General features: G+C 62.6%; 21 protein-coding genes. 9 read left to right on the top strand and 12 right to left on the bottom strand.

Annotated elements, in window-relative coordinates:
* The first annotated feature begins 39 nt into the window (after window positions 1-39).
* The 3 genes from ACO07D_RS06755 to ACO07D_RS06745 are packed head-to-tail and all read left to right on the top strand — an operon-like array spanning window position 40 to window position 4,136.
* Entirely contained in the window at window positions 40-1,026 is a 987-nt protein-coding gene (locus ACO07D_RS06755; protein WP_421705003.1) for a glycosyltransferase family 2 protein, read from the top strand.
* Window positions 1,023-2,720: a beta-1,6-N-acetylglucosaminyltransferase gene (locus ACO07D_RS06750; RefSeq protein ID WP_421702195.1), complete on the top strand. Its 1,698-nt coding sequence runs from the start codon at window positions 1,023-1,025 to the stop codon at window positions 2,718-2,720. Before ACO07D_RS06755 ends, ACO07D_RS06750 begins: the two co-directional genes overlap by 4 nt.
* Window positions 2,721-2,723: 3 nt before the next feature.
* On the top strand, window positions 2,724-4,136 hold the full coding sequence (locus ACO07D_RS06745) for a sulfotransferase family 2 domain-containing protein (protein WP_421702194.1): 1,413 nt from the start codon (window positions 2,724-2,726) through the stop codon (window positions 4,134-4,136).
* A 62-nt stretch (window positions 4,137-4,198) separates the two neighbouring features.
* Here the strand turns inward: ACO07D_RS06745 and ACO07D_RS06740 are convergent, their stop codons facing one another.
* The 12 genes from ACO07D_RS06740 to ACO07D_RS06685 form a co-directional block, all read right to left on the bottom strand.
* Window positions 4,199-4,663, bottom strand: a complete 465-nt coding sequence (locus ACO07D_RS06740; protein ID WP_421702193.1) for a PTS sugar transporter subunit IIA — start codon at window positions 4,661-4,663, stop codon at window positions 4,199-4,201.
* Window positions 4,664-4,708: 45 nt separating this feature from the next.
* On the bottom strand, window positions 4,709-5,281 hold the full coding sequence (hpf, locus tag ACO07D_RS06735) for a ribosome hibernation-promoting factor, HPF/YfiA family (protein WP_421702192.1): 573 nt from the start codon (window positions 5,279-5,281) through the stop codon (window positions 4,709-4,711).
* Between the two features lie 217 nt (window positions 5,282-5,498).
* Window positions 5,499-6,260 carry an LPS export ABC transporter ATP-binding protein gene (gene lptB, locus ACO07D_RS06730; RefSeq protein ID WP_421702191.1) on the bottom strand — a complete coding sequence of 254 codons (762 nt, stop codon included), beginning with the start codon at window positions 6,258-6,260 and terminating at the stop codon, window positions 5,499-5,501.
* A complete protein-coding gene (gene lptA, locus ACO07D_RS06725; RefSeq protein ID WP_421702190.1) occupies window positions 6,260-6,727 on the bottom strand; it encodes a lipopolysaccharide transport periplasmic protein LptA in 468 nt (155 codons plus the stop codon). Before lptA ends, lptB begins: the two co-directional genes overlap by 1 nt.
* 25 nt (window positions 6,728-6,752) lie before the next feature.
* The gene (lptC, locus tag ACO07D_RS06720; RefSeq protein WP_421702189.1) at window positions 6,753-7,373 is read right to left on the bottom strand and encodes an LPS export ABC transporter periplasmic protein LptC; all 621 of its coding nucleotides are present in this window, start codon (window positions 7,371-7,373) and stop codon (window positions 6,753-6,755) included.
* 59 nt (window positions 7,374-7,432) lie between these two features.
* Window positions 7,433-8,044 carry a ribonuclease D gene (locus ACO07D_RS06715; RefSeq protein ID WP_421702188.1) on the bottom strand — a complete coding sequence of 204 codons (612 nt, stop codon included), beginning with the start codon at window positions 8,042-8,044 and terminating at the stop codon, window positions 7,433-7,435.
* 52 nt (window positions 8,045-8,096) lie between these two features.
* Window positions 8,097-8,963, bottom strand: coding sequence for a dimethyl sulfoxide reductase anchor subunit family protein (locus ACO07D_RS06710; RefSeq protein WP_421702187.1), 867 nt, complete (start codon window positions 8,961-8,963; stop codon window positions 8,097-8,099).
* Window positions 8,963-9,694, bottom strand: a complete 732-nt coding sequence (locus tag ACO07D_RS06705; RefSeq protein ID WP_421702186.1) for a 4Fe-4S dicluster domain-containing protein — start codon at window positions 9,692-9,694, stop codon at window positions 8,963-8,965. Before ACO07D_RS06705 ends, ACO07D_RS06710 begins: the two co-directional genes overlap by 1 nt.
* A complete protein-coding gene (locus ACO07D_RS06700; RefSeq protein WP_421702185.1) occupies window positions 9,691-12,516 on the bottom strand; it encodes a molybdopterin oxidoreductase family protein in 2,826 nt (941 codons plus the stop codon). Before ACO07D_RS06700 ends, ACO07D_RS06705 begins: the two co-directional genes overlap by 4 nt.
* A gap of 95 nt (window positions 12,517-12,611) precedes the next feature.
* Entirely contained in the window at window positions 12,612-12,914 is a 303-nt protein-coding gene (locus ACO07D_RS06695) for an ArsR/SmtB family transcription factor (RefSeq protein ID WP_421702184.1), read from the bottom strand.
* A gap of 104 nt (window positions 12,915-13,018) precedes the next feature.
* Window positions 13,019-14,977: a bifunctional 2',3'-cyclic-nucleotide 2'-phosphodiesterase/3'-nucleotidase gene (locus ACO07D_RS06690; protein ID WP_421702183.1), complete on the bottom strand. Its 1,959-nt coding sequence runs from the start codon at window positions 14,975-14,977 to the stop codon at window positions 13,019-13,021.
* 87 nt (window positions 14,978-15,064) lie between these two features.
* Window positions 15,065-16,069 (bottom strand): glycosyl transferase family protein, encoded by a 1,005-nt coding sequence (locus tag ACO07D_RS06685; RefSeq protein WP_421702182.1) that lies wholly within the window; start codon window positions 16,067-16,069, stop codon window positions 15,065-15,067.
* A gap of 129 nt (window positions 16,070-16,198) precedes the next feature.
* Between ACO07D_RS06685 and ACO07D_RS06680 the strand changes: the two genes are divergently transcribed.
* From ACO07D_RS06680 to lpxK, 6 genes are read left to right on the top strand one after another with little or no spacing between them, the layout of a single operon-like run.
* Window positions 16,199-17,203 (top strand): ArsJ-associated glyceraldehyde-3-phosphate dehydrogenase, encoded by a 1,005-nt coding sequence (locus tag ACO07D_RS06680; RefSeq protein WP_421702181.1) that lies wholly within the window; start codon window positions 16,199-16,201, stop codon window positions 17,201-17,203.
* Window positions 17,200-18,459: an organoarsenical effux MFS transporter ArsJ gene (gene arsJ, locus ACO07D_RS06675; RefSeq protein WP_421705002.1), complete on the top strand. Its 1,260-nt coding sequence runs from the start codon at window positions 17,200-17,202 to the stop codon at window positions 18,457-18,459. The genes ACO07D_RS06680 and arsJ overlap by 4 nt, the downstream gene beginning before the upstream one ends.
* 10 nt (window positions 18,460-18,469) lie before the next feature.
* Window positions 18,470-19,378, top strand: a complete 909-nt coding sequence (locus ACO07D_RS06670) for an alpha/beta hydrolase (RefSeq protein WP_421702180.1) — start codon at window positions 18,470-18,472, stop codon at window positions 19,376-19,378.
* A gap of 60 nt (window positions 19,379-19,438) precedes the next feature.
* The gene (locus ACO07D_RS06665; protein ID WP_421702179.1) at window positions 19,439-19,684 is read left to right on the top strand and encodes a DUF4170 domain-containing protein; all 246 of its coding nucleotides are present in this window, start codon (window positions 19,439-19,441) and stop codon (window positions 19,682-19,684) included.
* An 8-nt stretch (window positions 19,685-19,692) separates the two neighbouring features.
* Window positions 19,693-20,982 (top strand): 3-deoxy-D-manno-octulosonic acid transferase, encoded by a 1,290-nt coding sequence (locus ACO07D_RS06660; protein ID WP_421702178.1) that lies wholly within the window; start codon window positions 19,693-19,695, stop codon window positions 20,980-20,982.
* 1 nt (window position 20,983) lies between these two features.
* Entirely contained in the window at window positions 20,984-21,976 is a 993-nt protein-coding gene (gene lpxK, locus ACO07D_RS06655; protein WP_421702177.1) for a tetraacyldisaccharide 4'-kinase, read from the top strand.
* Window positions 21,977-22,021: the final 45 nt, after the last annotated feature.

Genomic DNA, 22,021 nt, shown 5'->3' with positions numbered 1-22,021 from the left:
GGAAAAGGGATACGGTTGGGCGCGTGGAGGTCATATCGGCTGAGGCTGCAACGCAAGCGATGGCGCATCCGCGCCTTTCGCAAGCGTCGGGAATTGGTCGAGATGGTGGATCGCACCGCAGGGATCAAACCCAAGGATATCCTGGTCTTCTCGACGCTCAGAAACGAACGCATCCGCCTGCCGTATTTCCTGAAATACTACCGCGACATGGGGGTGAATCATTTCCTGATCGTGGACAATGACAGCGATGACGGCTCGCGTCAGTATCTGCTGGATCAGCCCGACGTGTCGCTCTGGACCACCGAGGCCAGCTACAAGCGCTCGCGGTTCGGGGTCGATTGGCTCAATTGGCTGCAACGCAAATACGCCGATGGCCACTGGTGTCTGGTGGTCGATCCGGATGAATTCCTGGTCTACCCGTTCTGCGACACCCGCCCCCTGCGCGCACTGACCGATTGGCTGGATGCGTCCTCGATCAAGAGCTTCGGCGCGATGCTCTTGGACATGTATCCCAAGGGTCCGCTGGATGCGCAGCCCTATCGCGAAGGTCAGGACCCGTTCGAGATCGCCTGTTGGTTCGACAGCGGCAATTACACGGTCGAAAAGAACAGCAAGTTCGGCAACCTCTGGATTCAGGGCGGGCCGCGGACGCGGGCGTTCTTCTATGACAACCCCGAACGGGCACCCGCATTGAACAAGATCCCATTGGTGAAATGGGACAAGGCCTATACCTATGTCAGCTCCACCCACATGGTTCTGCCGCGTGGGCTGAACCTGGTCTATGACGAATGGGGGGGCGAAAAGGCCTCGGGCTGTCTGCTGCATGCCAAGTTCCTGGACACGTTCACCGTCAAGGCCGCCGAGGAGCTGGAACGCAAGCAGCACTATGCCGGCAGTCATGAATACCGCGCCTATCACCAACATCTGAAGGACGACCCGGACCTCTGGTGCAAGTGGAGCGAGAAGTACATCAACTGGCGCCAGCTGGAGATCCTGGGCCTCATGTCCAAGGGGAACTGGGCATGACGGTCGGTGTGGTGATGCTGGTCCACGAGGCGTTCGACCGTGCCGAACAGGTGGCGCGACATTGGGCCACGCACGGCTGCCCGGTGGTGATCCATGTCGACAAGCGGGTCAAACGCGCAACCTATTCAAAGTTCGTCAGCGACATGTCCGACCTGGACAACGTGAAATTCTGTGGCCGTCATCGCTGCGAATGGGGCACCTGGTCGCTGGTCGCCGCCAGCCAGACCGCGTCGGAGGTCATGCTGCGCAATTTCGACAACGTGCGCCACGTTTTCCTGGCCTCGGGGTCGTGTCTGCCGCTCAGGCCGGTCGAAGATCTGATTGACTACCTTGCCGAACGGCCAATGACGAACTTCATCGAAAGCGTGACGACCGAGGATGTGCCCTGGACGGTCGGCGGGCTGGATGCCGAGCGTTTTACCCTGCGCTTTCCCTTCTCGTGGAAACGAAGCCGCTGGCTGTTCGATCGCTACGTGAGTTTCCAGCGCCGCATCCGCTTCAAGCGCAAGATCCCTGCCGGGATCGTGCCGCACCTGGGCAGCCAGTGGTGGTGCCTGACCCGCCAGACCCTGTCGGCGATCCTGGAAGACCCTGAGCGACAGGCCTATGATCGCTATTTCAAGCGGGTCTGGATCCCCGACGAGAGCTACTACCAGACCCTGGTAAGGCTCTATTCCACCAATATCGAAAGCCGTTCGCTGACCCTGTCGAAGTTCGATTTCCAGGGCAAACCGCACATCTTCTATGACGATCACCTGCAGCTTCTGCGCCGCTCCGACTGTTTTGTCGCGCGCAAGATCTGGCCCCATGCGGACAAGCTTTATGACGGGTTCCTGTCCAATGCCGCCAAGCTGATGAGCGGGGCGGAGCCGAACCCGGGCAAGATTGACCGCATCTTCTCGAAAGCGGTGGAACGGCGCACCAAGGGCCGCCCGGGCCTGGTGATGCAGAGCCGTTACCCGAATGACGGTTGGGAAAACGGCACCACCTGCGCACAGTATTCGGTGTTCGAGGGGTTTTCCGAGCTGTTCGAGGATTTCGATCTCTGGCTCAACCGCATGGTGGGTGCGCGGGTGCATGGGCATCTTTTTGCGCCGGAGGGGGTAAAGTTTGCCGGTAACCAGACGGTATTCTCTGGCGCGTTGACCGACAGCGCGGCTGTGCGTGATTACAATCCGCAGGCTTTCCTGACCTCGTTGATTTGGAACACGCGCGGCGAACGGCAATGTTTCCAATTCGGTCCGCGCGACAATCAGGCGCTCAACTGGTTCATCGCCAAGGATCCGAATGCACAGATCAGCGTGATCTCGGGCGCCTGGGCGGTGCCTCTGTTCAACTCGAACCGCAATTTCTCGGACATCCGGCGCGAGGCGGCCCGGCTGCAGAAGATCGAGGCGGAACATATCGACGTGCTACGCAGCTTCTATTCGAAGGCGCGGGTGCGGATCTGGACCATGGCGGAATTCGTGGACAACCCGATGGAGCCCCTGCAGACCATCATCGACGAGATCGGTGCGCGCAGCCCACATCGCCTGGCCGAGGCGCCGAAGATGGTGAACCTGGACGGATTCGGACAGTTCCTGCAGAACCTCAAGAACCAGGGCATGCAGCCGCATCTGATGGGGGATTTCCCCGCTGGCGCTGACCCGGTGAACAACCCGCGTAAGACACGCAAACCCTATCTGGTGAAATAGAGCATGGCCCGTAAATACGACTACTTCATCATCTTTGCCGAGATGCGCACGGGTTCGAACTTCCTCGAGAGCAACCTGGACCAGTTTCCCGGGCTGAAATGCTATGGCGAAGCGTTCAACCCGCATTTCCTGGTCAAACCCAACCTGAAGGAGCTGTTCGGCGTCACCGCCAAGATGCGCGATGCCGATCCCATGATGTTGATCGATCGGATGATCGAACACGCGCCGGGCATGCCCGGGTTTCGGTTCTTTCACGACCACGATCCGCGAGTCTTTGAAGGTGTGATCGACAATCCGCGCTGCGCCAAGGTCATCCTGACGCGCAATCAGGTGGACAGCTATGTCAGCCGCTGCATTGCCCGGGCCACCAACCAATGGGCGCTGAACGATGTGAAGGATGCCCGCAAGGTCCGTGTGCGTTTTGATCCTGACGAGTTTCTGACGGTCTTTGACACCCACAAGGCGTTTCAGCTGAAGATCAAGAACCGGCTGCAGAAGACCGGGCAAACGGCGTTTTTCATCGACTATGAGGAAACGCAAGATCTGGAGTGTCTGAACGGGTTGGCGAAGTTCCTGGGTGAAACGCACGAAATCACCGAGTTTGCTGGAAAGTTCAAGAAACAGAACCCGGAGCCGATCGCCGACAAGGTGCGCAACTATGACGAGCTGGTCGAGACGGTGGCGAAGGTCGACCTGTTCGACCTGGGCCGCGTGCCGAATTTTGAACCGCGTCGCGCCCCGGCGGTTCCGACCTATCTGCGCGCGGGCGATGCGCCGCTGATCTACCTGCCGATCAAGGGCGGGCCCGAGGACCGCCTGCGTGGCTGGATGGAAGGTTTTGGCGAGGTCGAGGCCGGTTTTACGCAGAAATCCCTGCGCCAGTGGAAACGCCAGCACAAGGGACACCGCACCTTTACCGTGCTGCGCCATCCGGTAGCCCGTCTGCACGCGACCTTCTGCAAGCATTTCCTGCAAGACGGGCCCGAGACCTTCTGGGAGATCAAATCCGCCCTGCGCGACAATTACGACGTGCCCCTGCCCGAACATCTGCCCGGCGACGACTGGGACCGCCGCGCGCATCACGCGGCGTTTCTGGGTTTCATCGACTTCGTGAAGAAGAACCAGACCGGGCAGAGCGGGATTCGCGTGGATGCCTCCTGGGCCTCGCAATCGGCGGTGATGCAGGGATTCGGCCAGTTCATGCTGCCCGACCACGTGCTGCGTGAAGATCAGCTTGAGGCGGGGCTGTCGAACCTGATGGCCGAGATTGGGCTGGACATGCCTGTGCTGCCCGCGACAGAACCCGACCGGCCCCATGCGTTGGAAGACATCTATGACAAGGAAATCGAGGCCGCCGTGCGCGGAGTCTATCAGCGCGACTACATGATGTTCGGCTTCGGTCCCTGGGGAAAATAGAAAGAGCTGTCCGGTTTTCTTGAAGAAACCGGAGCGGAAATTCCGAGAATTTGAGGTCTGCCTCAGGCGGCCTGGGTGTTCTGTGATTCGGTCAGCAGCGCGTGCAGCGTGGTCGCATCGCCATTGGCGCGCAGCTTGCCGCAGACCGCGCTGTCACGCATGGTGCGCGAGACCAGCGCCAGCGCTTTCAGATGCTCGACCCCGGACCCTTCCGGTGCGAAGAGCGCGAAGATCAGGTCAACTGGCTGCTTGTCCACCGCATCGAAGTCGAAGGGCTTCTCGACACGGATGAAGGCACCGATCACCTCGTTGATACCCTCGATACGCGCATGGGGCAGGGCGACCCCGTGGCCCACACCGGTGGGCCCCAGGTTTTCACGTTCCTGCAAAGCGGCAAAAGCCGCTGCGCCGTCAATGCCATGGCTGGCAGCCACCATGTCGCCCAGCTCCTGAAACAGGCGCTTTTTCGACGTGGCCGTGCCCATGACTTTCACGGCCTCGGGCCGAAGAATGTCCGAAAGTTCCATCTCGTTGTCCTTGCGGCCCGTATAGGAGCCTGTGGCCTCTGGCGCTTACGCGTCCTTCGGGTCGATCCAGCCGATATTGCCGTCTTCGCGGCGATACACGACGTTCACGCCTTCCGTTTTCTCGTTGCGGAAGACCAGGACGGGGGCGTGGGCCAGCTCCATCTGCATCACCGCTTCACCAACCGACAACGACGGAATACGGGTTTCCATCTCGGCGATGATCATCGGGTTCAGCGTGGCGTCGACAGCCTCGTCATGACCTTCTTCTGCCGCGAGGATATACGAGGCCCCGCCGAAGACTTCAACCGGGTCGACACGATCCTTGTGGTGATCTTTCAACCGGCGCTTGTAACGGCGCAGCTGTTTTTCCATTTTTTCGGTGCAACCGTCGAAAGCGGCGTAGATCTCGGTCGAATGGGCCTTGGCCTGCGCAGTCAGGCCGGTCGACAGGTGCACGACAGTCTCGCACACGAACTCATGGGCGCTTTTCGAGAAGATCACCTGCGCATCGGTCGGACGTTCGGCGTATTTCGCCACCACGTCGCCCAGCTCGTTCTTTACATGGGTCTGAAGGGCTTGACCGATCTCGATCTGTTTGCCGCTGATTTGATACTGCATCCTGTCTCCTCTTGAGTTAGCAAGTCAGGCTAACCGCCGACCCATCATGGGTCACCGGGGCGTCCTATCCGTTTTCTGATTGAGTTTCCAGACCGTCCCGAGAAGTTCGGGAGCGCCTGGTGCATGGCCATTGGGCCATGGCACGAACGGGAAAAGGCTTGTTCATGCATTAACCTCATTTGGCGACGAGTCGGGGGGGAATGTCAATGACACCGCCTTACGAAATCTTGAAATTCTGGCCCAGGTAGACCCGGCGCACATTCTCGTCGCGCACCACCTCGTCCGTGGTCCCGCTCATCAGCACGCGGCCGTCATGCAGGATATAGGCGCGGTCGACGATCTCGAGCGTTTCGCGCACATTGTGGTCGGTGATCAAGACGCCGATGCCGCGATCCTTGAGGTCATGGACCAGGGTTCTGATTTCCCCCACGGCAATCGGATCGACGCCTGCGAAGGGCTCGTCCAGCAGCAGGTATTTCGGGTTTGCGGCCAGGCAGCGGGCGATTTCCACCCGGCGTCGTTCACCGCCCGACAAGGCCAGGGCAGGTGCGCGGCGCAGGTGGCCAATGGAAAACTCGCTCAAGAGCTCTTCCAGCCGTTCGCGACGCTTGTGCCGATCCCGCTCGGCCACCTCGAGGATGGCAAGGATATTGTCTTCTACATTCAGCCCGCGAAAGACGCTCATTTCCTGCGGCAGATATCCGATGCCGAACTTGGCGCGGCGATACATCGGCAGAAGCGTTACGTCGCGCCCGTCGATCATCACCTGCCCCGCTTCGGGCGTGACCAGCCCGGCGATGGAATAGAAGGTGGTGGTCTTGCCCGATCCGTTCGGGCCCAGCAGCGCGACGACCTCACCCCGGTTCAGCTCCATCGAGAAGTCGAGGATCACCGGCTTTTTGCGGTAGCTCTTGCGCAAGCCGGTAACGCGCAGGCCCGCGTCGCCCTCGGCGACGCTGAGGTCGGGACGATCTGCCATTACTGCCCCCCGGGCTGCAGGATCGTCTTGACGCGCCCGTCCATCTGGCCGGTGCCGGAGGTCAGATCGACGGTCAGCCGATCGCCGGATAGGGCGTTCTGCCCTTGGGTCAGGATCACGCTGCCTGTCATCACCACCACGCCGCTGGTCACGGTATAGATCGCCTCGGCCGCTTCGGCCGCTTCGGCGCCATTGACCAGAGTCACGCCGCCGGTGGCATGCAGCTTGGAAATCTCGCCGGTCGATCCCTGTCCGGTCACATATTCGACGCGCACCTTGGCGGCGGACAGGCGCATTTCGCCCTGGCCGATCAGAACGTCACCAGTAAAGGTGGCCGAGCCGTCGGACTGATCCACGGCCAGCTGTTCGGCGGTGATTTCGATCGGCAGAGAGCTGTCGTGTTTGAGCCCGCCAAAGGCGATCTGCGCACCTTGGGCGAACGCCGGCACGGCCAGCAAAACGGTCATCACGATTGCAAGAAGATGTTTCAAATCACCGATCCCCCGGACCTTTCGGCACATATACCAGCTTCACCCCATCCTTGAAAACCAGAAGATAGGTCGAAGCGTCCCCATCTGCCGGTGCAATGCGGGCCTGTCCCGCGTCCAGCGTTCCGAGCGGCCCGGTGGCCTGCACGGCGCCGTCACTTTCCATCTCGGCCCGATCCATTTTGGTGATCAACCCAGCCGCCTCGATCCGGTAGTCGGTCGAGGTGGTCACGACCACGCCCCCGGACAGGGTCAGGAGGCTCGTGGCCCCGTCCACAAGGGCCTCTGCCGCCTCGATATCCACCTGCGCGCCGTCCGGCGTCTCGATCCGAGCGGTCAGCGCCTCGGCGCTCATCCCGTCGGCATTGTCGGGCAGGGGGCGTGCGGTTTCGGCGGTGATAGACAGGGCGGCGCCATCCTCGGTCACGCCGGAAAAGGACGGGGCCGAAATGCGCTGATCGCGTACCATGCCTTCCACGTCAACATTGGCAAAGGGGATCGCGCGGCTGGGGTCGATGGTGCGCGAGATCAGGAACATGGTCGAAAGCAGCACCAGTGCGATCACTGGCAACAGCACCTTCAACCACGCAACCACGCGCGAATATGTATTGTCATAAGTGGCCATCGACCTGCCTTTCGCAGGATATGTAACACCCCGTGGCGCTTTTCCAATGGGTGCGCGGATCAATGCGCGAAGATGTCCACCTCGGGCCAGCCCGCCAGATCAAGCTTCGCGCGGGTCGGCAGGAAGTCGAAGCAGCTCTGTGCTATTTCGGACCGGCCTTCGCGCTCCAGCAGCACGTTCAGCTTCTCGCGCAGCTGATGCAGGTACAGAACGTCCGACGCGGCATAGTCCAGTTGCGCCGCGGTCAGCTCGGGGGCGCCCCAGTCGCTCATCTGCTGCTGCTTGGAAATATCCACCTTCAACAGCTGGTCCAAGAGGTTCTTCAGCCCGTGCCGATCCGTATAGGTGCGCACCAGTTTCGAGGCGATCTTGGTGCAATAGACCGGGGCCGTGACCACGCCGAAAGCGTTCAGCAGTGCGGCAATGTCAAAACGGCCGAAATGGAACAGTTTCAGCACATTCGGGTCGGTCAGCATGCGTTCCAGGTTCGGGGCCGAGGTCTGGCCCTTCTCGACCTGCACCAGATGCGCATTGCCGTCGCCGCCCGACATTTGCACGACGCACAGACGGTCGCGATGCGGGTTCAGCCCCATGGTCTCACAGTCGATGGCCACCACGGGCCCTAGGTCCAGCCCATCCGGCAGGTCGCGTTTGTAGAGGTGATTGGCCATGTCGAAGCCCCTTTTTCCGTTCGCCTCGTGATAGGCGTAGAAGGCCCGGGGATCAACGTCCGTAATAGGATGCGACGACGTGTTCGGCCTGGGCAAAGAACAGCCAGCGTGACGCCGCCACGCCGATGACGTGCAGGATCACGGCGATCAGTGCGGTCAGATGCCCGGCGGGCAGGGCCAGCAGCAACAAGGCGGGCAGGGCGCCGATGCAGATCGTGGCGATCACGCGCAGTTTCTGGACGTGCTTGCGCCCGACCTGAAAGGCCATCTCGTCCAGGATATAATTGCGCGCGGTATGGGCGCTTTCCAACAGGCGGACCTGGCCGATCTCGCCCAGCCCGGTGGCAGTGCCCAGATCCCCGGTGGTCGACCGCTCATCGCCCTGTTTCCAAACCACAAGCTGCGCGGCAGTAACGGCCAGGATCAACACGCCCGCCAGTTTTGCCTGACCCGCCAGAAGCGCCCCGCCGGCGGCGGCATAGAGCAGGAACAGCACCGGCGTCAGCCACATGTGCCAACGCGCGATGGTTTTCAGCTGCGTGTAGATCATCGAGGTGGTGAAGACGGTCAGAACGGCAAAAACAGAGCCTATTCCACCCAAAACTGTCAATTCCATGTCCAGAAACACCCGGCCCAGAGCGACCGGGCCGAAGGTCAACAAGGTCGCCACAGCCATCACCCCCTCGCGCGATAGCCAGGAGCTGCGCCACTGCGAAAAGGCGTAGATCGCGTTCTTCGGATTGCCCAGGTGGAAGGTCGACGCCACCAGCCCCGCGCAGCTCAGTGCATAGGCCACGGCGAAGAAGACGAAGGCGACCCAGCCGGAGACATCTGGCAGACCGAGCCCCAGGAAGGCGAACAGCCCGAATCCGAGGCCCGACAGGGTGGTGAAGACGATGACGGAAGGCGCCGGATGCATCAGAGTTTCTCCAGTGCCTTGTCGAGCCATCCCAAGAAGCCTTTCGCTTCGGTGGCCACGGGTTTCAACGCGGGAACCTCCATCTGATCCTTGGGCCGCGGCGGCAGGTATTTGTTCACGGGCTTCGTGCCCTGTTCCGGCATCAGGTCGAAGCCACCCCGTTCGGCGACCAGTTTCGACACGTCCGAGCTCGGATCTCCCAGATCGCCGAAATGCCGCGCACCGGCAGGGCAGGTGCGCACGCAAGCGGGCACGCGATCTTCTTCGGGCAGGTTCTCGTTATAGATCCTGTCCACGCAGAGCGTGCATTTCTTCATCACGCCCGCATCCCGGTCCAGTTCGCGCGCGCCATAGGCACAGGACCAGGCGCAAAGGCCGCAACCGATGCAGCGATCCTCGTTCACCAGGACGATCCCGTCCTCTTCCCGCTTGTAGCTGGCGCCGGTCGGGCAGACGGTCACACAGGGCGCGTCCTCGCAATGCAGGCAGGATTTCGGGAAATGCACGGTCTGGGCGGGCTTTCCTTCCGGCTGCACCTCATAGCTGAACACGCGGTTCAGGAAGGTGCCCTGCGGGTCGGCGCCATAGGGGTCCAGATCGGACAGCGGCACGCCGTAGTTCTGCGTGTTCCAGCCCTTGCAGGCGGTCACGCAGCCGTGGCAGCCGACGCAGGTGTCCAGGTCGATGACAAGCCCCAGCTTCTTCTGGGTGGACGACGGCAGGCAGGTCATATCTTCCTCGCGACCTTGGCGGGGCCTTTGCCCACAGGGGATTTGATCGGCGGGTGTGCGGGCTGGGATTCGGCAGGTTTAGGCACTGCTTTTTCGATTTTCACGCGCAGGTCGAACCAGGCCGCCTGGCCGGTGATCGGGTCCGAATTCGCCCATCTGAGCCCATCGCCCTTGGGCGGCTGCAGCTCGTGAATGAGGTGGTTCAGCAGGAAGCCCTCGCCCGCCTCCGACGCGCCCTCGTCCAACGCCCAGGCGCCCTTGCGTTTGCCGATGGCGTTCCAGGTCCAGACGGTGTTTTCATTCAGCCCGGCCTGATGCGCGACCGGCACGGTGATCGAGCCATGGGCGGAGCTGACCACGGCATAGTCGCCATCCTCGAACCCATGCGCTTCCCAGATCTTGGTGGGCAGATAGAGCCTGTTCTTGCCGGTAATCTGCCTCAGCCAGGCGTTCTGAGTGCCCCAGGAGTGATACATGTGCATCGGCCGCTGGGTCAGGGCGTGGATCGGGAATTCGTCGGTGTCGACATTGCCGTCCTCGAAGGGCTCGTACCAGATCGGCAGCGGATCCATCGTGCGCCGGACCCGCTCGCGCAGATGCTCGGGCGGCTGCACCGCGCCGTGGCCCTCGGCGGCCAGTTGGAACTTGCGCATCGGTTCGACATAGAGGTTGAAGACATAAGGCGCCTCGGCATCGAACAGCCCGCGTTCGACGGCCCATTCCTGGTAGCCCTTGTTCCAGGGTTTGTAAAAGGCGGCCTCGTTCGGGACATGCGACACCCAGAAGCCACCGTTTTCGATGTATCGGTCGATTTGGGCCGGGTTAGGGTCGCCTCGGCCCTCGCCGGTGCCATCTTCGCCGCGGAATCCGGCCAGCGGGCCGACGCCTGGACGGCGTTCGTGGTTCACGATGTAATCGGCGTAATCCTGGTATTTCGGCCAGCCTTCTTCGCAGACGAACCCGGGCAGGCCCAGCTTGGCGCCAAGTTGCAGCAGAACCGTCTGGAACCCTCGCACGTCGCGGTCGGGTTCGACCACCGGCCAGCGGATCGCATCGGCCGCGCCGTCGGCCTCGCAAATCGGACGGTCGAGCAGCGAGATACAATCGTGCCGCTCCAAATAGGTCGTGTCGGGCAGGATCAGGTCGGCATAGGCCACCATCTCGGACGAATAGGCATCCGAGTAGATGATGCGCGGGATGACATATTCGCCGTCTTCACCCTTGTCGGTCAGCATGCGCATGACCTCAGAGGTGTTCATGGTCGAGTTCCAGGCCATGTTGGCCATGTACATGAACAGCGTGTCGATCTTGTAAGGATCCCCCGCATGTGCGTTCGAGATCACCATATGCATCAGCCCATGGGCCGACATCGGGTTTTCCCAGGTAAAGGCTTTGTCGATGCGCTTGGCGTTGCCTTCGTCATCCAGCAGCAGATGCTCGGGCCCCAGCGGATAACCCAGATGCGGCCCGTCCAGTGGCTGGCCGGGGGTGACGCCGGCGTGCGGACGCGGGTGCGCCTCGGGCGGCTTGGGGTAGGGCGGTTTGAAGCGGAACCCGCCGGGCACTTCGACCGAGCCCAGCAGGATCTGCAACACATGCAGCGCGCGGCAGGTCTGGAAGCCGTTCGAATGGGCCGAGATGCCGCGCATGGAATGGAAGGACACAGGGCGCCCGATCATCTTGTCGTGGCGTTGCCCCTTCCAATCGGTCCAGGGCTGGTCGATCACGATCTCTTCTTCGAAGGCGACGCGGGCCAGTTCGGCGGCGATCGACTTGATGCGGGTGGCGGGCACGCCGGTGCGCGCTTCGACCGCCTCGGGGGAATAGGCCGGGTCCAGATAACGTTCTGCCATCAGCTGGAACACGGTACGGTGGGTCACGCCGTCTTCGACGAATTGCCCGGCCAGGTCCGGCGTGATCGCGGGGCAGTCGTAATCCATCAGCTTGCCGGTCTCGCGGGCCAGGACCTGGGGCTTGCCGCTCTTGCCGCGCAAAAACAGACCCTGTTCCGGCGAATTCGGCTCTTCGTTCACGATGAACCCGGCGTTGGTATAGCGGCAGAGGTAGTTCAGATCGACCTTGCCCGCCGCCATCAGTTCATGCACCAGGGCGAGGATGAACAACCCGTCGGTGCCGGGGGTAATGCCGACCCATTCGTCTGCGATGGCGTTATAGCCCGACCGGATCGGGTTCACGCCGATCACCTTGGCGCCGCGCTCCTTGAGCTTGCCCAGTCCGATCTTGATCGGGTTCGAATCGTGATCCTCGGCCACGCCAAACAGCATGAACAGCTTGGTGCGGTCCCAGTCGGGCTGGCCGAACTCCCAGAACGCCCCGCCCATGGTGTAGATGCCCGCAGCGGCCATGTTCACGGAGCAGAACCCGCCATGGGCCGCGTAGTTCGGCGTGCCATAGGCCTGGGCGAACCAGGAGGTAAAGCTTTGCGATTGGTCGCGCCCGGTAAAGAACGCCAGCTTGGACGGGTCTTTCTTGCGCAGCGGCTCCAGCCAACCCGCGGCGATATCCAGCGCCTCGTCCCAGGAGATCTCTTCAAATTCACCCGATCCGCGCGGACCAACGCGTTTCAGCGGCGCGCGCAGGCGCGAAGGCGCGTAGTGCTGCATGATCCCGGACGAGCCTTTGCCGCAGAGCACCCCCTTGTTCACCGGGTGATCGCGGTTGCCCTCGATATAGGCGACCTGCCCGTCCTTCATATGCACGTTGATGCCGCAGCGGCAGGCGCACATGTAGCACGTGGTCTTGCGCACCTCGTCGGAAACGGGCGGCGAGGTGTTAAGGTCGAACTGGCTGGCCTTGCTCATTCGGGGGTCCATTGCGCATGGGATTGTCGGAGCTTGAGACAATCAGTCACGGGCACCGGACGGTAGGTCCAGATCTGGGCGTCACTAGGTCCAGATCAACAGTCTTCGGCGCAATAGACGCGATAGAGCGTCTCTATCACCGCCAAGGCCTCGGGCGATGAGAAGGTGTAGAAGACCGATTGCGCCTGTCTGCGGGCCGAAACGAGCTTTTCGCCGCGCAGTTTTGCCAGCTGTTGACTGACGGTGGACTGGCCCAGCCCGGTTTCTTCTTGCAGCTGGGAAACGGATTTCTCCCCCTCGACCAGCTTGCACAGGATCAAAAGGCGTTTCTGGTTGGACAGAATACGCAAAAGGTCACTGGCCTGCTCGGCAGTGGCACTGAGTTCATCGATGTTCACGCGCGTCTCGGCTCCCCGTGGTTTTCCCCAAACTGTCCGAATTTCACGGGACTTGTCAAATGGCCCCGCCGGGTAAGGGCGGGGCCATTCGTGGGGGCCTTGTTTTACAGGCTGATACGGAACCGGGCGAAACCATCCGGGCCATCGCCGGCAGGTTCGATCGTCACACCTTTGACGTCCCCGATGTAATCCGCGGCCTTCGGACCGGTGTCGAACAGCACGGTGGTGCCGGGCAGGGGCTTGAAGCTCCAGTTCGCATCGGCTGAGGGGTTGATCGTACCCTGTTCGACGATAAAGCGCACGATGACATCGCGGTTGGTGTCGGGGGCCTCCAGCACCGTTGTCTCACCGCCGGTGCCCGGGAAGCTGCCACCGCCGCCTGCGCGGTAGTTGTTGGTGGCAATGATGAACTCCATGTCATCGGTGACCGGCTTGCCGTCGTACATCAGATCGACGATGCGGGTCGCGTCGGGGTTCTCCAGCTCGCCCTTCGGACCAAAACGCGACGGTTGGCTGAGGTCGATCTGATAGGTCACCCCGTCGATCACATCGAAGTTGTAGCTGGGGAAGGACGGGTTCAGCAGGACCTGGTCGGCCTGACCCGGCGTGACCTGGTTGAACATGCCCGCAGAGCGTTCCAGCCAGCCCTTCAGCTCGGCGCCCGAGATACGCACGGCGCGCACGGTGTTGGGGTAGAGATACAGGTCGGCCACGTTCTTGATCGCGACGTCACCGGCGGGCACGTCGGTGAAATACTCCGGCCCACCCCGGCCCCCGGCCTTGAACGGTGCGGCGGCCGACAGGATCGGTAGGCCCGCATGTTCGGTGCCCTGCAGCATCTGTTCGACATACCATTTCTGTGCGATCGAGACGATCTGAACCGAGGGGTCATCCGCCACCAGCGCGAAATAGCTGTGCAGCGGCGCGGCAGTCTTGCCCACGGCGCGGCGCACATAGGCGAGCGTCTCGTCGTGTTCCTTGGCCACCGCGTCCAGCACCGGTTTATGGTCGCCGACCAGAGCGGTGATCGAACGATCCTCGTTGCGTTTGGAGATCGGTCGTGCCTCTGACGCAGACGAAACCACGCGCCATGCGTTGCCGTCGCGTTCCAGCATCAGGTCGATCACCCCCAAGTGCGACCCCCAGAACCCGCCCATGACGGCAGGTTTGCCATGAATAGTGCCTTTTTCCGCGTCCACACCGGCGAAATCCGCATAGGTGGGCGACGGGAAAACCAGGTGGCTGTGACCGGTCATCAGCGCGTCGATGCCCGGCACCTGGGCCAGCGGGACGCTCGCGTTCTCCATCCCGTCGCTGTGCTGGGCGGAGCCGATGCCCGAATGGCTGAGCGCGATCACGATATCCGCGCCTTCCTCGCGCATCTGCGGCACCCAGGCTTCAGCAGTCTCGATAATGTCGCGTGCCTGTACATTGCCTTCCAGATGGCGGCGGTCCCAGTTCATGACCTGCGGCGGCACGAAGCCGATGATTCCGACCTTGATCGGATGGGAATGGCCTGCCCCGTCGGTCACGGTGCGATCCAGGATGACATAGGGTTTCAGCAGGGTGTCATCCCCGCGCGGCCCGGACCCCATGGTCTTGGCGATATTGGCGCAGACCACCGGGAAATTAGCACGCGCGAGCGCCTTCATCAGGAAATCGAGCCCGTAGTTGAACTCGTGATTGCCCAGGGTGGAGGCATCGAAGCCAAGCACGTTCATTGCCTGGATGACCGGATGCTCGTCGCCCTCCTTCATGCCCCGTTCATAGGCAATGTAATCACCCATCGGGTTGCCTTGCAGGAAGTCGCCATTGTCCACCAGCAAGCTGTTGGTGGCTTCGGCGCGGATGCTTTCGACAATCGACGCAGTACGGGACAGGCCCACCGTGTCGCGCGGCTTGTCGGCGTAATAATCATAGGGGAAGACATGCACGTGGAGGTCGGTGGTTTCCATGATGCGCAGATGCGCCTGGTTGGAAGCCGCATTTGCGGAATAGGGGTGCAGAAGGGTCAGCGAAGCACCGGCTGTGCTGGCCAGGAAGGTGCGGCGTGAAAGCGTCATTGTAGGCTCCTGATATTGAAACATTGGAGCCTAGTTGCTTGCGCTAACAAACACACGACGCGTTGCGGCGAATGCGCGATTTCCCGCCTAGCGTGCGCCCGGGGTCCGGCCTGTGTCGCGGGTGCGCCAGATTTCGTCGGCCAGGGCCTGTGCGGCGTCGATACTGGCGGCCTTGCCCATGGTCTTGAGCGCAATCGCCATGGTGCCGGTAATGGCGCGGGTGGCGTAGTCATTCGTCTCTGTTCCATCCCAAATCGTCCCCAGGCGGGCGATATCCATCTCCTCATCCTTGGGCGCGTGACCGTCGTCCAGAAGGGCGGGCCAGGTTTCGACTTCGGGCTCAGAGGTGCCCCGCGTGGTCCAGACTTGCGTTGGTTTGTTGGGGCGTCGTTCGGCCTCGCCACCATCGCCACGGAACACCGACATGGCCGGTTCGTCCATCAACTGCGCCGCGCCAGCGTGGATGTCCATGAAGCCGCGATGGAAGATGCCGAGGATCGAGGCCTTGGCGTGGAACGGGTTCAGCATGCGGGTGAAACTATGTACCGGGCTGCGCAGCCCAAGGATTGGGCGCAGGTTGATCAATTCGCGCAGCCGTTCCGATAGCACCTCCAGCGGCACATAGGCAAAGCCGGTGGCGCGGATATTTTGGGCCGCCTCATCGAAGGAGGCGCAGACCGGAATGCCCAGATGCTCCAGAACCTCACGGGTGTAGACGCGGCCTGGCGTGTGGCCCTCGGTCCCGTGCATGAAAACGCGATAGCCCGCACCGACCAGTGCCAGGGCGGACAGGATATAGTAGGGCAGCTGCACCCGCTTGCCCGCATAGGACGACCAGTCCAGGTCAACCTCGGGCAGGTCGTCAGGCAGGTCGAACCGTGCCTTCGATCCCATGGCGAAACCGGCGATCTCCGACGGGCTTTCTTCTTTCAGGCGCAGAAGCATCAAAAAGGCCCCGACCTGTTCCGGATGGGTCTCGCCAGCCAGCAGCATCTCCATCGCTTCGCGGCTTTCCTCGACCGTCAGGTGCCGCTGCTTGGTCTTGCCGCGACCCAGAATGGCGACGAATTTCGAGAACGGATGCTGTGCCATGAAGACCCCCTGTTGCGCTGGGCGCAAACTGGCATTGCGCGCGGGCTTGTGCAAGGTGATCGGGATTGTCACAAAACGGTTACACGTGGGGCCTAAGCCGCCCTGACTGACCAGACCCGGAGAGACCCCATGACCCGTATCGCCATCAATGGCCTTGGCCGCATCGGCAAACTCGTTCTGCGCGCGCTGCATGATACCGGGCTGCCGGGAGAGATCGTGCTGATCAACGAGCCGGTCGGCGATGCGCATATGCATGCTCACCTGTTCGAGTTCGACACGGTGCACGGCCGCTGGGATGCCGAGATCAGCCATGATGACGACAGTGTCACCGTGAACGGCCAGCAGATGCGCCTGACCAACGTCTGGTCGATCGAGGAACTGCCGCTGGCCGATCTGGGCGTGGATCTGGTGATCGACTGCACCGGCGCCTTCAAGACCAATGCGAAGCTGGCGCCCTATTTTGCCGCCGGGGTGAAGAAGGTGGTGGTTTCCGCCCCGGTCAAGGAAGCGGATGCCGCGAACATCGCCTACGGTGTGAACCAGCATGTCTATACTGGTCAGAACGTGGTGACTGGGGCCTCCTGCACCACCAACTGCCTGGCACCGGTGGTCAAGGTGGTGCATGAGAAATTGGGCATCAAGCACGGCTCCATGACCACGATCCACGATGTGACCAACACCCAGACCATCGTCGACAAGCCGCACAAGGACCTGCGCCGGGCGCGCTCGGCGCTGAACTCTCTGATCCCGACGACGACCGGATCCGCCAAGGCGATCACCCAGATCTTCCCGGAACTCACCGGCAAGCTGAACGGCCACGCCGTGCGGGTGCCGCTGCTGAACGCCTCCCTGACCGACATGGTGTTCGAGCTGGAGCGAGAAACCACAGTCGAAGAGATCAATGCTCTGTTCAAGGAAGCGGCCGAGGGCGAGCTGAAGGGCATTCTGGGCTACGAGGAACGCCCGCTGGTCTCGACCGACTACACCCATGATCCGCGCAGCTCGATCATCGACGCGCTGTCGACCATGGTGGTGAACGGCACGCAGCTGAAGGTCTATGCCTGGTATGACAATGAATGGGGCTATACCTGCCGCCTGGCGGACGTGACCCGCATGGTGGCGGCGGACCTGTGACCCGGGCTGCGCAGAAGCCCGAGGGCCTGTCGGCCTATATTGCCGTCACGGCGGCTTACTGGGCCTTCATGCTGACCGACGGTGCGCTGCGCATGTTGGTTCTGCTGCATTTTCACACGCTGGGGTTCAGCGCGTTCACGCTCGCCTGGTTGTTCCTGCTTTATGAATTCATGGGCGTGGTCACCAACCTGAGCGCGGGCTGGATTGCCGCACGGTTTGGCCTGACCACGACGCTCTATGCGGGTCTATCCCTGCAGATTGTGGCCCTGGCGGCGCTGTCGCAGCTTGCGCCGGAATGGGCCGTGGCGTTCTCGGTCGTCTATGTGATGGTGGTGCAGGGCCTGTCCGGCATTGCCAAGGACCTGGCCAAGATGTCGTCGAAATCCGCGGTCAAACTACTGGCCCCCAGCGGCCAGGGCGGGCTGTTCAAATGGGTCGCCGTACTGACCGGATCGAAGAACGCGGTGAAGGGCCTGGGCTTCCTTCTTGGTGCCGCTTTGCTGGCACTCTGGGGCTTTACCACTTCCGTGGTCGGCATGGCGGCAGTGTTGATCGTGATCCTGATCGCGGTGGCACTGTTCATGCCATCGGGCCTGCCGAAAGGCTCCAAATCCGCCAAATTCAGCCAGGTCTGGTCCAAGGACGCCAATATCAACCGCCTGTCGCTGGCCCGCATGTTCTTGTTCGGCGCGCGCGATGTCTGGTTCGTGGTCGGCGTGCCCGTATATTTCTACGGCGTGCTGTCCGATGGCTCGCATGAGGGCAACCGCGCGGCCTTTTTCATGATCGGCAGTTTCATGGCGGTCTGGATCATCGCCTATGGCGCCGTGCAGGCCTGGGCGCCGAAGCTGCTGCGGGCCGCCACCCGGCCAGAGGGCGAAATGACCCATGCCGCGACCACCTGGGTGGGGCTGCTGACCTTGGTGATTGGTACACTCGCCCTGCTGTCGCTCTTCCCCGGCCCGTGGCTCACGCCGGTGCTGGTTGCCGGGCTGCTTGTCTTCGGCTTCGTCTTTGCCGTGAACAGTTCGGTGCACAGCTACCTGATCCTGGCCTTTACCTCGCACGAACGGGTCACCATGGATGTGGGGTTTTACTACATGTCCAACGCGGCGGGGCGGCTCATTGGCACGCTTCTGTCCGGGCTCAGCTTTCAGACCGGCGGGCTGCCCCTGTGCCTGGGCACGGCGGCGGCAATGGCCGGGGCCAGCTATCTGTCTGCACGCAGGCTTGCGGCGGGGCAGAACCCGGCCTAGCTTGGCCGCCATGGATTACGACACGCTGATCGACGCCGAGACCTGGGCCTTCATCAACCGCACGGCGGAGTTCTATCCGCCCGACGCCACCGACATGTCCATCGCGGACCAGCGTCGTGTCTACGATCAGATGTGCGAGGCCTTCCGCCAACCCCGTCCCGATGGTGTTTCCTGCCGGGATAGAGACTGTTCCGGCGTGCCCTGCCGCCTTTACGAAGTGGGCGAAACAGATACGACCGTGGTCTTCTTCCACGGGGGTGGTTTCGTAGTTGGCAGCCTCGATAGCCACGACGACGTCTGCGCCGAGATTTGCGCGTGCACCGGGATCCGCGTGTTGGCCGTGGACTATCGCCTGAGCCCCGAACACAAACACCCCGCCGCCTTTGATGATGCCATCGCGGCCACGACATATGCGGCGCAGACCTGGCCCGGCACCTTGCTTTTGTGTGGCGACAGCGCGGGTGGGAACCTTGCCGCCGCCACGGCGCATGCCCTGCGGGGCAAGCTGGCCTTCGCCGGACAGGTGTTGATCTATCCCGGTCTGGGCGGGGATCACGATGCGGGCTCCTACCTCTCCCACGCAAACGCGCCGATGCTGACGCGGGACGAAATCATCTACTACATGGCCATTCGCGAAAGCGATCTGCAGGATCCGACGGCGGCCCCGCTGCGCGACACGGATTTTGTCGGCCTGCCCAGAACAGTCGCTATTGCAGCGGAATGTGACCCGCTCGCGGATGATGCCCAGGCCTACGCGGACCGGATCAAGGCCGCTGGAGGCAAGGCCCATTGCATTGAGGAGCCCGGCTTGACCCATGGCTACTTGCGCGGCCGCACCTCCGTGACCCGCGCCCGGGACAGTTTCGACCGGATCATTGCCGCGCTCACCGCGCTGGGCCGGGGCGACTGGCCCTTCTGACCTTTCAACCCGCGCGTCCATCGCATAAGTTGCGCCTGAACAGTCAAGAAAGGGACAGCTATGGCCCAGCGTCTGCACCTGGTTTTCGGCGGCGAGCTCGTCGATCCCACCAAGAATGTCTTCAAGGATGTCGAGGCGATCGACGTGGTCGGGATCTTCCCGGATTACGACAGCGCCTATGACGCCTGGAAGGCGGCCGCCCAGCGCACCGTCGACAATGCGCATATGCGCTATTACATCGCCCATCTGCACCGCCTGCGCGAGGAAGAGGCCGAGGCCTCCCCGACCGAGGAACTGGGCAGCTGAACCGTCCCATGGGGTTCGCGCCCGGGCTGCAGCTGCTCTTGACCCAGCAGCGCAGGCGTGGCCTGCCCTGGGCGCGTCAGCGTCTGGTCACCCGTACTCGGGCGGGGGATGAAGACCCCGCACGGGGGGGCGAGCGGCTGGGCGAGTCCTCGCAACCGCGCCCTGACGGGCCATTGGTCTGGTTCCATGCAGGCGGTGAAAGCGAGGCGATGGCCCTGCCGGAACTGATCGCCCGCCTTGGGGTGGAGCGTGAGGACCTGAATGTGCTGGTCACCACGGAACGGTTCAGTCTGCACCACCAGCTGGAAGCCCTGCTGCCTGCAACTGCCTTGCATCAGTACGCCCCCTATGAGGTCCCACAGGCGATCGAGGTCTTCCTGACCCACTGGAAGCCGGATTTGGCGGTTTGGGCGGATCGGGCACTGCATCCGGTCTTGTTATCCGGCATGGCAGAGGCCGATTTGCCCATTGTCATGATCGACGGGCGCATGCCCGATGAGGCCAGCCAGAAATGGCGTTGGCGGCCTGGGATGGTCAAGGCGCTGTTGCGGTGTTTTGACCATATCCTGGCGGCGGATGAGCAGAGCGCGCGCAACCTGCGCCGGTTGGGCGCCACCACGGACCAGGTCGAACTGTCGGGCTTTCTGCAGGAGGGTAGCGCACCGTTGCCTTATGTGGAAAACGAACGTGACTACCTTGCCGCTATCTTCGCCGCCCGCCCGGTCTGGCTGGCGGTTAGCGTTGCCCCGGGCGAAGAGGCCGTGGTGATCGACACCCACCGCCAGGCCTCGCGTCGGTCACATCGCCTGTTGCTGATCCTTGTGCCCGAATGCCCTTCGGACGGCCCGGGCCTGGCCGCGCGGCTCTGCGAAGATGGCTGGCGCGTTGCCCTGCGCAGCGCGGATGACGAGCCCGGGCCCGATGTGCAGATCCTGGTCGCAGACCAGCCAGGGGAACTTGGGCTGTGGTATCGGCTGGCGCCAGTCACCGTGATGGGACAGACCTTTGACGGTCAGGCGCCGCGCAACCCGCATGAGGCGGCGGCCTTGGGCTCGGCAATCCTGTTCGGCCCGCACCCGGCGCGGTTTCGTGAACGGTTCAATCGCCTGGCCGAAGCGGGCGCGGCGCGGCGGGTGCGAGACGCGACGACGCTGGGCGATGAGCTAGAAGCGCTCCTGTCCCCCGAACGCGCGGCCACGATGGCTGCGGCGGCCTGGGAAGTCTCGACCGCCGGGGCCGAGGTGACCGACCGGATCTGCGAGTTGATTCTGGACAACCTGGATCGGCGAGGAGTCTGATATGCGAGCCCCCTTGTTCTGGTTCACCGACCCTGCGCGCCCCGACTGGCGGGCACGTCTGCTGGCGCCGCTCGGAAGGCTCTATTCCACCGCAACAGCGTGCCGATTGGCTCGCGCCGGCGGCTATCGTGCCGGGGTGCCGGTGATCTGCGTGGGCAATATCAACGCAGGCGGCACGGGCAAGACGCCGACTGTGATTGCCTTAGCTCAGAAGCTGAGCGCGATGGGCATTGCGGTGCACGCGGTCTCGCGCGGGTTCGGCGGCTCGGAACAGGGTCCGCTGCGGGTTGAGGAGCGCATCCACGCCGCTGACCAGGTCGGAGATGAACCCTTGCTGTTGGCCGCGTTCCTGCCCACCTGGGTCGCGAAGGATCGGGTTACCGGGATCAAGGCTGCCGAGGCGGCAGGTGCCCAGGCGATCCTGATGGATGACGGGTTCCAGAACCCCGGTGTGGATAAGGACCTGTCCATTGTCGTGGTGGACGCGGCGAAAGGCTTTGGCAACGGGCGCTGCATTCCGGCGGGGCCGCTGCGTGAGCCGGTAGACGTGGGACTAACTCGTGCGGATTTGCTGCTGTCGATTGGCCCGGATGGCGCGCAGAAAAGCTTTGCGGCCACATGGATCAACCCGCCCTGCCCGCATGTCACCGGTCACCTGGAACCGCTAATGACCGGTATGGGTTGGCAGGGGCTCGATGTGCTGGCCTTTGCCGGAATCGGCCATCCTGAGAAGTTCTTTGCCACCCTGCGTGGCTTGGGCGCGAACCTGCGTCGCGCCGAGGCGCTGGGCGATCACCAACCGCTGACCGAGGCCTTGATGAAACGGCTCGAGATGGAGGCGTTCACCATGGGTGCACAGCTGGTCACGACGGAGAAGGACGCGGTGCGCCTGCCTGCAACTTTCCGGCCAAAGGTGCTGACTGTGCCGGTGCGTCTGGAACTGTCGGATTGGGGCCTGCTGGAGGCGGAGTTCAGCCGGATTGGGCTGAAATAGGGTCTAACCGGTGGGCAAGGCGCTGCCTCGCCCACCAAAGAACTT

Origin of the sequence: Aliiroseovarius sp. (assembly GCF_965228805.1) — a bacterium.
Classification (GTDB): domain Bacteria; phylum Pseudomonadota; class Alphaproteobacteria; order Rhodobacterales; family Rhodobacteraceae; genus JASBTN01.
Note: the sequence above shows the minus strand (reverse complement) of the source record. Positions and strands in the feature narration are given on the sequence as shown.